This is a genomic window from Sporosarcina jeotgali (assembly GCF_033304595.1).
Classification (GTDB): Bacteria; Bacillota; Bacilli; order Bacillales_A; family Planococcaceae; genus Sporosarcina; species Sporosarcina jeotgali.
In genome coordinates this window covers 1,824,964-1,838,613 of sequence record NZ_CP116341.1, presented here as the reverse complement: position 1 = coordinate 1,838,613, position 13,650 = coordinate 1,824,964, and the positions used below count along the sequence as shown (strand labels likewise).

Genomic DNA, 13,650 nt, shown 5'->3' with positions numbered 1-13,650 from the left:
CATAGGTACCTTCGGATAGTAAGAAATAAGACAAAAACTGCCCTTTACAAGTTGTAAGGAGCAGTTTTTTATTCATTTCGCAGTCATCTTATGAAAAAATAATTAACGCTATTCAGATAAATTAAAGAGCAAATGAATTTAGCAAAACCATACACTCACCGTACCCGCTGTTTCCTCATCCATTGCGTCGCTACCCATTTTTCTCCAACTTCCACAGGTGCTCCGCCATGCAGCGTTATATCATTTAACGCTGGATCGTTATAGAAATACTCAAAGTAGACGGCCATCCCTTTTCTCGGTGAAACTGAGAAGTTTAAGTGGGGGAAGAATGTCTCGCCACCTTGTTCTACATCATTCAAGTACATGACCAGCGTACTAATTCGGTTATTTGTCACCTTGCTGGCTGACGAGAAGAAATCATGATGTGCTCTGTATTCTTGTCCTGGCTTATACTGAAGAATTTGCAGTCCTTCTCCATGTTCAATGGGGATATTCATAACTGCTTCAATCCGTTTTTCGATTCTCGCAACAATTAGGTTTTCAGTTTCTTCAATAAACATACTGCTGCTTGTTCGTAACGCGTTTTCAGCGCGTGTCGTGCCGATTTTTGAACGTTTCATCTTGTCTGTTGATAACCTGATGAGTTCATCGCACTCTTCATCACTTAACATATTGCCTAATACGACGACCATTGGTTCTTCAATTTTTGCGACGATGTCAATCTCTCTATCCGTCAGTATTTTCTTACCGACGTGGTTAAATATCGTTTGCTCTCTATTCTCCGCTATCAACTTCAAACACCTCTTCAATAGTTTGATTTTCAAATCAAATATGCCCTGGGGCTATGAGTGTACAGCTAATCTCGGACTTCTTGTACGGTTCACACTTCCTCTTTGGATGTAAAGTTAATTTATTTTAGCATGCGGGAATAGCTATCGTAAATTAGGAATGTAGTCAAAAAGGTAGTTATATATTCCTGTTTTTAGGAATGTGTTTGCCATTTAGTCATATCTAACTAGACTTAACCAATAGTTATGGTGAAACATATTTCATCTTCCAAGCAAAATCGATGATTTCTTGCACCGGCATCTGCAGCGAGTACTCATATTTACTTCTATTTAATAAAGTGATATATTGACTAAGTCCAATCATCCTACAACTTTTCAGAAAGAACCTTTGGAGGTGCACTCATGCTGAAAAAGACAGAACGTTTATCATTGGTTGAGCAAGTGGTGATTCAAATTGAACATCTAATCGAAAGCGGCCATTGGCAAATTGGCGATCATTTGCCTGCGGAGATGCAATTGATGCAAGAATTTGGCGTGAGTCGGAATACATTAAGAGAAGCGATCCGTGCTCTTGTTCATGCAGGTTTACTTGAGACCAAACAAGGCAGCGGGACGATTGTGAAGTCGATAAGTGCTTTTGGTGCAGCACTTCATAGACAAGTGGAAAAGTCGAGCGTTATGGAAACCTTAGAAGTGCGTCTCGCTTTAGAAAGAGAAGCAGCACAGCTTGCAGCCGCTCGGCGGGATGACCTTGATGTAGAAGCGATGACGGAGTCTATTCAGTTGTGCAAAGCGGCATCTGAAAAAGGAAATGTACAAGAATTTTTACAGGCAGACATTGTATTTCATAAAGCCATGGTTAAAGCATCTCATAATAAGATGTTAGAACGGCTTTATGAAAATATAACGGAGCCTCTGCAGTCTTCGATCGAAGAAGTGATGGTAGCAGGTGACTGCTTTAACTATAGTGAAGAGATTCATTATGAATTGCTGGAAGCCATTAAGGAGCAAGATGTTCAGGCAGCAATAAGTTATGTAAATCAATACATAAACGATTTCAGAGAGAAGATTAAACGTATTCAGGAGGACTAAACTTGCAAAAAGAAATATCATTACACAACGCAAAAACAGATTCGAAGAAAAAATGGCTCTTAATGATTGGCGTCATTCTAATTGCCGCCAATTTACGAGCACCGCTCACATCGATTGGTTCGTTAATTACATCCATTCGAACAGACTTAGGCATCAGCCATGCGCTGGCGGGAACGATTACGACGCTTCCCTTACTCGCATTTGCTTTGCTCTCACCATTTGCACCTAAAATAGCACATAAGATAACCATGGAAAGAACGATTTTCCTTTCATTAGTCGTCTTGGCAGTTGGGATTGTCTTGCGATCACTATTTGGAACAGGCGCATTATTCGCAGGAACGATTCTAATCGGGGTTGCGATCGCGTTTGGCAACGTATTGCTGCCAGGATTTATTAAAATGAACTTTCCATTGAAAGTAGGGATTATGACCGGGTTGTACGGCGTATTTATGAACGTCTTTGCAGCGCTTGGGTCCGGCTTAAGTGTACCGTTAACAACGATTGGTGAGATTGGCTGGGAAGGATCCCTCGCATTTTGGGCAATTCCTGTTTTTATAGCGATAGCAGTTTGGGCTCCGCAAATGAAAAAGGGGAAAGATCCGACTGAATATTCCAAAGCCACATCAAAAGAGAAGTTATCGTTAGCCCGTTCTCCGCTTGCGTGGTCGATTACGATATTTATGGGATTACAGTCTCTGATTTTTTATACATTAGTGACATGGCTTCCAGAAATTCTGCAAGGCATGGGGTATAGTATGGGGGCAGCTGGATGGATGTTGTTTTTAATGCAATTTGCGATTATTCCATTTACATTTATAATTCCTATACTTGCTGAACGCATGAAAAATCAAGTCTTTCTAGGTGTAGCCACTGCAGTTCTGTTTATACTTGGTATAACAGGCGTTTTAATTGGAAATGCGGCTTTGATGCCACTAGCAGTCATTCTAATTGGTATTGGAGCAGGAAGCGCATTCAGCTTAGCAATGATGTTTTTCAGCATGAGAACAAGTACAGCTGTGGAAGCTTCTGATATGTCGGGTATGGCACAGTCATTCGGTTATTTACTCGCAGCTGCTGGTCCAATTGCATTTGGTGGTTTACACGATCTGACAGGCAATTGGACAGTGCCTCTAATCATGTTAATTGCTTTAGCTGCAGTCATCTTAATCGTCGGTATAATAGCTGGTAAAGATCGGGTAATTAGCAATGCTGTTTTAGAAGAGTCACAGAACTGAATGTCGTTTTTTAAAAAGCAGTGAACTTTGCTGTATAAATTGGATAAGAAAAGCTAGGTGGCAGCTATGTACAGCTGCCATCTAGCTTTTTCAATTATACGCATGTATAGCTGAAACTAGTGTGATAAAAAAAGGAATATGTAGGATAAAATAACTAAGTTGATAGTCCTGATTTAATAATTTTATGGTATGATATATTCTACAAATGCTAAAACATTGAAAGTTGGTGAAATATGACTTTGCTTTCGAAACGATTTGGATATTCTTTGTTTCTAATGCTTTTACCTTGGATCCTATTTTTTTTCGTTCATCCTGCACCTGCAGCCGCCGCAGATAGTCAAGATGCAGCGGACGATACAATAGATTTGGGCATGCATTACGAAATTTTGCAGGATCCTACAAACTCTATTACGATTGACGAGCTGATCGAAGGGTCGTATAATTCTTCCTTTGCCCCCAGCACGGAGAAATACATATCATTCCTGCATACTAAGGATACGATTTGGCTGAAATTAAATGCAGCGGATAGTATTCCAAATCGCGAACAGTTGCATTGGCTGGAGTACAATGACAAAATCGAGAATTTAAATGTTTATGTTGTGAGAAAAGATGGTTCTTATGAATTGTATAAAAGTGGACTATACAACTTGGAAAATCAGCCGTTTGCTTACCCGTCCATGCTTTTCCCTATAGATACTTCAGATGTTCAAGAAATCTATCTGCAATTAAACGGTCAACTGCCTTTGACAATTTTCACTAAGTTTTATACAAATAATAGCTTCTTGGAGAAGGTCACAGCCTATAAATTTTATTCGGGCAGTTTTTATGGGTTTTTACTAGCTTTGGCTTTATATAATCTCTTCCTGTATTTTTCGTTCAGGGAACGTTCTTATTTATACTACACCCTCTACATGTTCAGCTTTATGCTATTTCAGGGCACTATGAATTCTTTTGACGTCGAGCTGTTCGGACATATTGCATCGCCTTGGTTATTGACAAAAACACTTGGCCTTAGCTGCAATTTGATGATTGTTTTCATGGTTTTATTCGGAAAAGAATTTCTGGAACTTAAACGACATCTGCCTAATAGCAATCGTCTTTTAAATGTGGCAATTGGATTGGCTGTACTATCGACAATCGCCGTAATTGCAGGTGTTCCTCAATATTATACCGATCTATTCATTACAGCGATGGGTCTTGTTGTCCTGATTTTCCTTTGGGTTTCAGGCGTAAGGCTCTTATTGAAAGGCCATAAATCAGCCCGATTCTATATAGTAGGTTGGAGCTTTCTGTTAGGCTCCATGATTATTCAAGCATTGGTTATGCTGGGCTTCGTGCCGCTCTCATTGGCTGTCTTCGAAGAGATTCCTGCATATAGTGCAATGTTTGAAGCTTTAATATTGTCACTGGCTTTAGCCGATAAGATTACCTTAATTATGAAAGACAACCGGCGCACTCAAGAAGAGTTGAATGAAACGCTTGAAAAGAAAGTCGTGGAGCGAACTCAAGAACTCGAAAAAATTCAAGTGGAGCTTGAACATTTGGCTAATACAGATCGTCTTACTCAAATTCCAAACCGCATTCTTCTCGATCATGTATTAGAAAATGAATTCTCACGCGCTCAAATTGAACATACTCCGCTGTCGATTATATTAATCGATATCGATTATTTTAAACATGTCAACGATACATTCGGTCATCAGGTCGGCGATGATGTATTAGTGGAAGCTGCTCAGCTTTTTAAATCATCCGTTCGCGATTCCGACACCGTTGGACGCTGGGGAGGCGAAGAATTTCTAATCATAAGCCCTTCGACTACTTTGGGAGAGGCATTGGAACTAAGCGAAAAAATACGGGCAGTATTTGCTGACTTCACTTTCAATGCGGCAGGTAAGAAAACCGCCAGCTTTGGAGTCGCTTTCCAGATGCCAGGAGATACACTGAATTCCTTTATATCGCGAAGTGACAAAGCGTTATACGCTGCAAAGGAAAATGGAAGAAACCGAGTAGAGTTCATTAACATAAGGCAGGATACCGATTTTTGAATGCTCTATAGCGCTGTATGGCCGTGCACCAGAAAGGTTCTGAATCACCTTAATGTTGTCTGGTACAAGATAACACTCATAGAATAACTAAAACAGTAAAAACCGCTTGCTGCTGCCTGGGCAAGCGGTTTTTTAAATGCAGTAAAATAGTGGTAAAAAATGTCCCGTTCATTTTTCAAATGAGGTATGATGAGGATACATGGAATTCCTACAAATCAGATAATAGAATGAGCTGTACTCGCGGAATGGCTACAGCACCCGACTGTGACATGGTTTTTTTACCAAAAACTGTCGCTAGTGAACAATACACACACGATCTTCAAAGCCAATAACTTGTATAGAATCAATTATTTTAATTCATAGGCTGCAGAGAGCTTTGGCGTCTTTTTCCTTGCGCTTCTGTTGAATTAAGTTTGTAACCATCTTAAAACTTTAGGGGGATGCAAGTTATGAAAAAGAAGTGGTTACTGGCACTAATTTTGTCGATGTCTTCCCTAAGCGCGGGCTGTTCGTTCTGGGATGGTATCCGGGGATGTCCAGATGGTCAAATCGATTGGGCAGATGTGCTTATGATGAACGATATCAAATACAGCAGTGGCATGATTCATAACGAAGATGCTCCTGTTCCGGAAACAGGAGACAGTCTTGGTAACGTATCGTATATGCTGGACGGTCACGCTTGCTCCAGTCATAAGTTGAAAAACGGCGAGGCTTCTTATGTTTCTGTGGGAACGCAGGTGTACGAAGTGGAAGGCTATAAACCGGAATTTCGTGTTTTTGCAGATGGCCGTGTGTTTCAAGTAGTCAACAATCCAAATGCAGAAACGCTGGGTGACCTCGCCGACATAGAAGGGAAAGTGACCAAAATCAGCATCAGAAGTGATGAAGATGATTCCTTTCTTGGAGAAATGGACCCTGAGCAAACTAAAGAGTTTCTTAAAGAATACTTGTCCCTTCCTTATGAAGGAGATACAGACCCCGAAAACGAAAGCAATAGGCACAACCGAGTCTTTATATACTTTCAACTTGAAGATGGATCCACGTTCCATACAATTTACTTGCTGGATGAAAATATAATCGGTTATGAAGCATATGGAAATGAGAAAATGAAAAGGATTATTGAATCCGTTGTGAAAGAGTGACGTCAAGAAACCGTTTTCTGTGTACGACTCAACTTTGAAATGATTCTTTCTTTAGTTGAGGTTGTTTGACTCACAAGCAACAATTTAGAAGGAGTGGAGTTGCGTGCGTAATGTGCTGCTGGCTGTCATCACCATAATGGGGCTTGTCTACATTTTTCTAATACCGGAAGAACCGGTGGGATTCAAAATTGCTATGAAGCTAGTTCCAATGATGTTGATTATTATGTATGCGGCTTCAAACATGTCTTTGGTTTCTGCCTATTATAAAAAGGTTATTCTAATGGGCTTAGTGATTAGTATGGTGGCAGATGCTGCAATTTATTGGTTCATGGCTTGACTTTCTGCATTTTTTGTTGCTCATTTGTTTTATATCACTGCATTCCGGACAGCACGGCGTCAGTCCGTACCGCTTTTGGCAGCAATACCGCTTATTCTGTACGGACTTTTTATCGTTATTTGGATTGCGGTTCCTCAAATTCTTGCAGTGGAACTGGTTCTTGGTGCAGCGATCATTGCGTACATCGCGGTGATTCTTATAATGGGGTGGGAAGCCATTCGTACACGGCTGCCGTTTGTTATCATTGGAGCAATTCTCTTTATTTGTTCAGATTCGTTCCTTGCGATTGATCGATTTGTTACTCCGCTTCCAGCCCGGGAAGCACTCGTCATGAGTACTTACTACGCTGCGCAAGTCTTTTTTGCTGCCAGCATAGGGGATCGGCACATGAGCCCAAACTATGATGATGGAAAAATGGAATCTATAGTACACAAGAATAGTTGATAATATGCTGTATGGTAATTTATAAAAGCAATCGGACCATCCTTTTTGAGGGATGGTCCGATTGCTTTTGAATGTAAGAATAGAAACTCTTTGAATGGTTATGTTTGTTTAGGAAATTATCGGGAATTTAATGTAGTAGACAATAAAAGGGAGGACGATTAATTTATGAGTACTGTAGACGTAAAAAAATATATAGACCCTTCTTATAATCTTTATATTAATGGTCAATGGACTGAAGGTTCCAAAGGTGAAAAAATCGATTCCATCAATCCTTCAACCGGTGAAAAACTAAGTGAATTCATAAACGCATCCAATGCTGATGTGGACAGTGCAGTGGATGCCGCACAAAAAGCATTCCCTGAATGGTCCAAAATTGGAGTTGAAGAAAGAAGCGGCATTTTATTGAAGATTGCGGATGCCATTGAAAAAAATAATGAGCATCTGGCTATGGTAGAAACACTTGATAATGGAAAACCATTGAGAGAAACTGCAGGTGGGGATGTTCGTTTAGCGGCGGATCATTTCCGTTACTTTGCGGGTGTCATTCGTTCTGAAGAAGGAACAGCTAAACAATTAGATGAAGACAATCTGACAATCGTTCTGAAAGAACCGATTGGTGTTGTGGGGCAAATTGTTCCGTGGAATTTCCCAATACTAATGGCTGCCTGGAAACTTGCACCTGCATTAGCTGCGGGGAACACAATTGTCATTTCACCGTCTTCGTCCACATCTCTCAGTATCCTGGAATTTGCAAAAATAGTAGATCCGTTATTACCTAAAGGCGTCGTCAATATCGTTACAGGTAAAGGTTCACAATCCGGAGACTATCTTCTAAACCACGAAGGAATTTCTAAATTGGCCTTTACCGGTTCCACGGAGGTTGGATACAAAGTTGCAAAAGCTGCAGCCAATCGTTTAATTCCATCCACTCTGGAGCTAGGCGGTAAATCAGCTAATATTATCTTTAGTGATGCGCCTTGGGATCGTGCAATTGAAGGAGTTCAAATGGGTATTCTCTTCAACCAGGGACAAGTTTGCAGTGCAGGTTCACGTATTTTTATCCAAGAAGAGATATACGACGACTTCTTAGAGGCATTGAAAAAGGCATTTGAGAAAGTGAAAGTGGGATTGCCTTGGGAAGAGGGCGTCCAGATGGGTGCGCAAATCAATCAAACACAACTGGACAAAATTTTAGAATATGTGGAGATTGGTAAAAAAGAAGGAGCCAAAGTCATTACAGGCGGCTATCAGCTTAAAGACAATGGGTTGGGCGATGGTGCTTTTATGGCGCCCACTATTTTAGCGGATGCCGATAATAAAATGCGGATTGCTCAAGAAGAAATCTTCGGTCCTGTTGCAACAATCATTAAGTTTAAAGATGAGGCTGAAGCAATTAAATTAGCGAATGACTCGGATTACGGTCTTGCAGGCGGCGTGTTCACACGTGACATTAACAAAGCACTTCGTGTTTCTCGAGGCGTTCACACAGGGCGGATGTGGGTGAACCAATTCACTAATGTCTCCGCAGGTGCACCGTTTGGCGGCTATAAAAAATCAGGTATTGGCCGCGAGACGTACAAGAGTATCTTAGATGCGTATTCTCAAACTAAGAATATCTTTATCAACACAAGTGAAGAAACAGACGGTATGTATTGATTCTGGTACACATCCAAAATATGAGTTAAAAGGGGTATCGGGCATTCTGCCTGATACCCCTTTTAACCAGATATCCTCGCTCTGCAGTGTTATTCGCAGATTAAAAGGAAATGAAATTATGCGGATTGAAATGAGGAAAATGGCACATTTCATTCGCCTAAATGCCCTTTAACCAGTAATTTCTTTTATGATAAACCCTTTTGCAAATGTATTCAGAATTGCAATCAACTTTTCGGTCATTTCCGCAGGTGTTGCATCAAAATCTTTAGAAACCCAATCCATAATTAATCCTGCGGTACCGAAAGACATATAGCGTTTTTGGGAATCATCATCAACAGTGGATACATTGTACTGAATGTCGAATTTATTTTGTAATACATTAAAAATTGCTTCGGGAAGCTGAAGATGGATATGCGGCAATGTATCCTCTAACAGGAGTAATTTGAAATAGCTGCGATGATCATAAATGTAATTCAATAATTCGAACGAGTCTGTCGTTAGCTCTGTCACTTTCGTGTGCTTATCGATTTTATACTTAGATATACTGTTATATTGAATGGCTTGGAACATTTCCTCCATTAACTCTTTAACCAGATCGTCTTTATTATGATAATATACATAAAAAGTAGTTCGATTAAATTGTGCACAATCGATGATATCTTTAACTGTAACAGCTCCATATCCTTTTTTATGTACCATTTCAATAAATCCGTTTTTCAAAAATTGCTTCGTTCGAATAGCTTGGATGGAATCGGATTTCACTAAATACCCCTCCCTTGTGAACAGTTTCTGCAAAAGTGTTGGTTTCCTCCACATTATATCAATTTTTGCGGATGGTTTGAAAACGTTGCTGTTTAGTAAAATAAGCTTATAAGAAGTAGAAGCATAAAAAAGGGTGTGAATTAGTAGCAAGCATACACTTATTGTGCATTCTACAAAATTAAACAATGGAGGAGATCATATGAATCGTTTTGAGAATAAAGTCGTGATTGTGACAGGAGCGGGTTCAGGACTTGGACAGGCCGCATCCTTACAATTAGCATCTGAAAATGCGAAGTTAGTATTAGTGGATTTAAGTCTAGAAGGCTTAAAGGAAACAGAAGAAAAAGTATTAGCAATTTCTTCGAATACAGAAGTGTTGTTAGTGAAAGCGAACGTAGCTGATGAAGAAGCTGTAAAAGGATACGTGGATGCAACAGTTGAAAAATACGGGAAGATCGATGCTTTCTTTAACAATGCAGGCATTGAAGGTAAACAAAATTTAACAGAAGATTTTGGTACTGATGAATTCGAAAAGGTAGTTTCCATTAACTTAAATGGTGTTTTCTACGGAATGAAACATGTACTAAAAGTTATGAAAGATCAGGGAACAGGTTCAATAGTGAATACTGCTTCTGTTGGAGGGATTCGCGGGGTTGGTAATCAGTCAGGGTATGCAGCTTCTAAACACGGTGTTGTAGGGTTGACACGTAATTCCGCAGTAGAATATGGAGAGTTTGGTGTTTCCATCAAAGCGATCGCACCGGGTGCTATTATGACGCCTATGGTTGAGGGATCACTCCGCCAAATAGGAGGAGATGATTGGGAATCTGCGGGTAAAGAGTTCGTGAAAGGGAATCCGATGCGTCGCTTTGGTAAGCCTGAAGAAGTGGGTTACTTAGTTGCATTTTTACTTTCAAAACAAGCTGACTTTATTAACGGTGTCGTTGTGCCAATTGATGGTGGACAATCCTATAAATATTGATTGCAGTTCGTTGGAAATTAGTGTTCAACTTAAAAAGGACATCGGGAAACCGATGTTCTTTTTATATGTATCCACCTGGATGATGAACGGTTAAAAAAATGAAAATTCCATAGGGTTTTTAACGTAAATCATAAAATTAAAGGATTTAATTGAGAATTATTATCATTTATAGTATAGTGGGTTTACAAATGTAATAATTATTCAAAAGGGGGATTTAGAATGCAGATTTACTGGACTAAAATCAATAAGATTATAGAAGAAACACCTGAGGTTAAAACGTTCTTACTCGACTGCCCGAAAGACTTTGTATGGGAAGAGGGCTCTCACACTCACTTAGCGCTGGAAGGTTTTAATGCTGGAGAAAAGCCTAATCGAAACTTGATCCGTCATATGTCCATTTCCACGTTACCATATGAAAATTCGATCGGGATTACCACTCGCATTAAAGAACAGTGTTCAGAGTTTAAAACCATTTTGCGGAATCTAACTGTCGGCGATGAAGTCGCACTATTTAAAACGCATTCAAATGTGCCGCTTAAGAGAACTGATAAAAATGTATACTTGCTGTCGTCCGGAGTCGGTCTGGCAACTTTCAGACCGCTCGTTCTGGATTATTTCGAACGTGCTGATAACGTGAATCAAATTCATTCACTGAACATTGACTCATCAAAGGATTTTTTATTCACTGCTATTTTTGAATCTACACCTGATAAGAAGTTCACATCCCAGTTCGTTGATAATCGAAAAGATTATTATGAAGAAGTGAAGCAGCTCGCTTCTGATAAGGATGGACTCTTCTATGTTGTCGGCAGCGATGAATTCCTCATTCAGAATATTGAAGTGCTTCGTGAGCAGGGCGTCAATCCCGAACAGATCATGCTTGATAAACGTGAACAATCTCTGCCTGATTTTTTATCAGCAGATGTGTCAGTTTAAGCAAAAAAGTTAATTCTGCACTCGAAATAATTTCTGACACTAAAAAATGCCTGAACACAAAACAATGGTACTTGTTTTGTGTTCAGGCATCATCGATCACTTGCTGTTCCAAATTGGTTTCCCCTCAACAAAATCTGGTGTTTGTAACCCTAATAATTCATATAGACTCGGTGCAATGTCCACCATTGATATCGAATTGTCCATTTCACCCGGGGGAATTCCGGGTCCGGCTGCATACAACATAGGTCGCAGTCTTCGACGGTCTGGATCACCGCCGTGACTTCCAAGTTCCAATGTTGGCTCAACAGCGAAATCCGCATTTCTAGCCAATAAAAATCCAGGGGCCGCTGATAAGAAGACATCACCGCTATTTCCATTCATTAAAAAGTCATGTTCACCGGAATCCGATGTCCAAACTCTTTCATATGGAGTAACTTCGCTGTAGTCAGGATTAAATGCTCCTAACTTATTCGGATACGTAACTATTTTAGAAGGGTTCTCTGTTTTGCCAGTAAGCCAGCGTATACTAGGGGGAACCATTTTCTCTGGGTTTTGAGCGATAGAGGACAAAACTTTACGGGTTTTAAAAATTGACACGATCTGTTGTTTTACTTGATCAAATTCTGTATCTTCCACGCTTCCTCTGCGTTCTCTGCCTTTTAAGTTTACATAGACATGTGCAATCGTCCCGCTCGCTTCTGCATATGCTTTTGTTTTAGTCGAATCAATCTTTCCTTTTTGATCCCTCACTAAAAGGCCAGCCTTCTCGAGTTCCTTATTTGGAGATAGCCTTGTATGAATTGGTTCCAATCCATGGTCTGAAATAACTATCAAATGATCATCAGAATTCATGTTGTTGCGTATTTTTCCAATCGCTTGATCAGCTTGACTGAATGCCCAGCTTACGTACTCTTCATTCTTTCGTACATTGGCGGGAGTATAGCCTGGCTGTGCAGGGTCTCTTAATAAGAATTTATGCAGTTCGGTATCTACCATAGGATAGTAATAAAACAGCAGGTCGGGGTGATAAGTACTTTTAATATATGAACTGACGTCTGTTACCCACTGTGTGAAATGCTCTCCGACTTGTTCATATTCTTCACGGGTAATCTGTCCAGACGTAAATGCCTCCTGTTCATCAGCCGCAGGATAAAATCCGAATTTTGACTTGATTCGATTCGAAAAATCGTCGGCACCGCGGTAAAGACCTCCCATTATCGTGCCTTGGAACAATTGAAGATTCTCCTTCTTTTTGACATCCCCTTTAAGTTTCACGTAAAAGCCTGCGCTATCCAGGGAAGGTAAATCCAAGTCGATAGGAATCCAGCCGTTTGACGACATCTTTTTTCCAATGCTATGTTGATCTGTGGAAATATAGAGTTTCGGTTCTTTTTCATCTGTTCTCAAGATAAATAGCTGCTGGGTAGGAGCATCCTTTATATCTAATGTAATAATAGCTTCTTCCACTTTTACAGGCTTAGTAGCCAGCTGATTAATTCTTTCGTCTTCTATAGCGGAGAATTTCAAATTATGCAGATGTGACTTAGATAAGGTTCCGCCCGAGTACACGGCATAAGCAGCTGCAGAAGAATTTTCCGGATTAGAGTCTGGAAAGGCCACAGTGGCGGTGACTTTTCCTTGATTTACAGCTTCTTTCCATATTGGGGTCACGCCTAGTGTTTGTGCAAATCCGCTTTGATCGTCATTTACCTTGTCTTCACGTGTGTGAAATTGGTTACTGACAACCCCAGTTTTTTCAGGTCCTGCGCCTGTTGCCATAGCAGCATGGGAAGGAGCAGTTAAAGAGGGCATCACTGTGACAAAATCTGTCGCATAGGCAGCATTTTTTTGAAATTCTTTCAAGTTCGGCATACTTCCTTTATTCATATAGCGCTGTGCGTCCGCGTAGCCTAATCCGTCAAACGACACCACACTGATAGTACCAGTTGTATCAGCTGCATAAACAGAATCAGTACAAGTAAATGAGACGCTGAACAGAGCACTGAATAGTACAGCTTTAATATAATTTTTGATAATGGCATCCCTCGCTTCACGAAGGTATTCCCGTTCTCAAAATAACGTAAACCTGCAAGAGTATTAATGAAAGTTAATACATTAAAACTAATTGAAAATCTTGCTAAATGAGGTTCGCAGACAACTAATTACTGAAAACTTGAACAACGTTATGCATGACATGCTCACTGTTGAATGATAGTCTATTAACCAACCGA

Annotated in this window: 11 protein-coding genes and 1 pseudogene; 9 read left to right on the top strand and 3 right to left on the bottom strand. The window is 40.2% G+C overall.

What is annotated here, in order from left to right:
* Positions 1-155: 155 nt before the first annotated feature.
* Entirely contained in the window at positions 156-791 is a 636-nt protein-coding gene (locus PGH26_RS09070) for a 2OG-Fe(II) oxygenase (RefSeq protein ID WP_323690761.1), read from the bottom strand.
* A gap of 399 nt (positions 792-1,190) precedes the next feature.
* Here PGH26_RS09070 and PGH26_RS09065 point away from each other — a divergent pair, with 399 nt between their 5' ends.
* From PGH26_RS09065 to PGH26_RS09035, 7 genes and pseudogenes are all read left to right on the top strand, one after another.
* Entirely contained in the window at positions 1,191-1,880 is a 690-nt protein-coding gene (locus tag PGH26_RS09065) for a FadR/GntR family transcriptional regulator (RefSeq protein ID WP_323690760.1), read from the top strand.
* 62 nt (positions 1,881-1,942) lie between these two features.
* Entirely contained in the window at positions 1,943-3,115 is a 1,173-nt protein-coding gene (locus PGH26_RS09060) for a CynX/NimT family MFS transporter (RefSeq protein ID WP_323693497.1), read from the top strand.
* Positions 3,116-3,348: 233 nt separating this feature from the next.
* Positions 3,349-5,160 (top strand): sensor domain-containing diguanylate cyclase, encoded by a 1,812-nt coding sequence (locus tag PGH26_RS09055; protein WP_323690759.1) that lies wholly within the window; start codon positions 3,349-3,351, stop codon positions 5,158-5,160.
* A gap of 449 nt (positions 5,161-5,609) precedes the next feature.
* Positions 5,610-6,302, top strand: coding sequence for a hypothetical protein (locus PGH26_RS09050; RefSeq protein WP_323690758.1), 693 nt, complete (start codon positions 5,610-5,612; stop codon positions 6,300-6,302).
* Positions 6,303-6,405: 103 nt separating this feature from the next.
* Entirely contained in the window at positions 6,406-6,639 is a 234-nt protein-coding gene (locus PGH26_RS09045; protein ID WP_323690756.1) for a hypothetical protein, read from the top strand.
* Positions 6,640-6,651: 12 nt separating this feature from the next.
* Positions 6,652-7,083: pseudogene (locus PGH26_RS09040) on the top strand (lysoplasmalogenase family protein); the annotation flags it as partial.
* A 165-nt stretch (positions 7,084-7,248) separates the two neighbouring features.
* On the top strand, positions 7,249-8,739 hold the full coding sequence (locus PGH26_RS09035) for an aldehyde dehydrogenase family protein (protein WP_323690755.1): 1,491 nt from the start codon (positions 7,249-7,251) through the stop codon (positions 8,737-8,739).
* A gap of 168 nt (positions 8,740-8,907) precedes the next feature.
* Here PGH26_RS09035 and PGH26_RS09030 read toward each other — a convergent pair whose 3' ends face one another.
* The gene (locus PGH26_RS09030) at positions 8,908-9,501 is read right to left on the bottom strand and encodes a TetR/AcrR family transcriptional regulator (RefSeq protein WP_323690754.1); all 594 of its coding nucleotides are present in this window, start codon (positions 9,499-9,501) and stop codon (positions 8,908-8,910) included.
* 199 nt (positions 9,502-9,700) lie between these two features.
* Here PGH26_RS09030 and PGH26_RS09025 point away from each other — a divergent pair, with 199 nt between their 5' ends.
* The gene (locus PGH26_RS09025) at positions 9,701-10,483 is read left to right on the top strand and encodes an SDR family oxidoreductase (RefSeq protein WP_323690753.1); all 783 of its coding nucleotides are present in this window, start codon (positions 9,701-9,703) and stop codon (positions 10,481-10,483) included.
* Positions 10,484-10,702: 219 nt separating this feature from the next.
* The gene (locus tag PGH26_RS09020) at positions 10,703-11,419 is read left to right on the top strand and encodes a dihydropteridine reductase (protein WP_323690752.1); all 717 of its coding nucleotides are present in this window, start codon (positions 10,703-10,705) and stop codon (positions 11,417-11,419) included.
* A 96-nt stretch (positions 11,420-11,515) separates the two neighbouring features.
* Here PGH26_RS09020 and PGH26_RS09015 read toward each other — a convergent pair whose 3' ends face one another.
* The gene (locus tag PGH26_RS09015) at positions 11,516-13,348 is read right to left on the bottom strand and encodes an alkaline phosphatase family protein (RefSeq protein ID WP_323693496.1); all 1,833 of its coding nucleotides are present in this window, start codon (positions 13,346-13,348) and stop codon (positions 11,516-11,518) included.
* Positions 13,349-13,650: the final 302 nt, after the last annotated feature.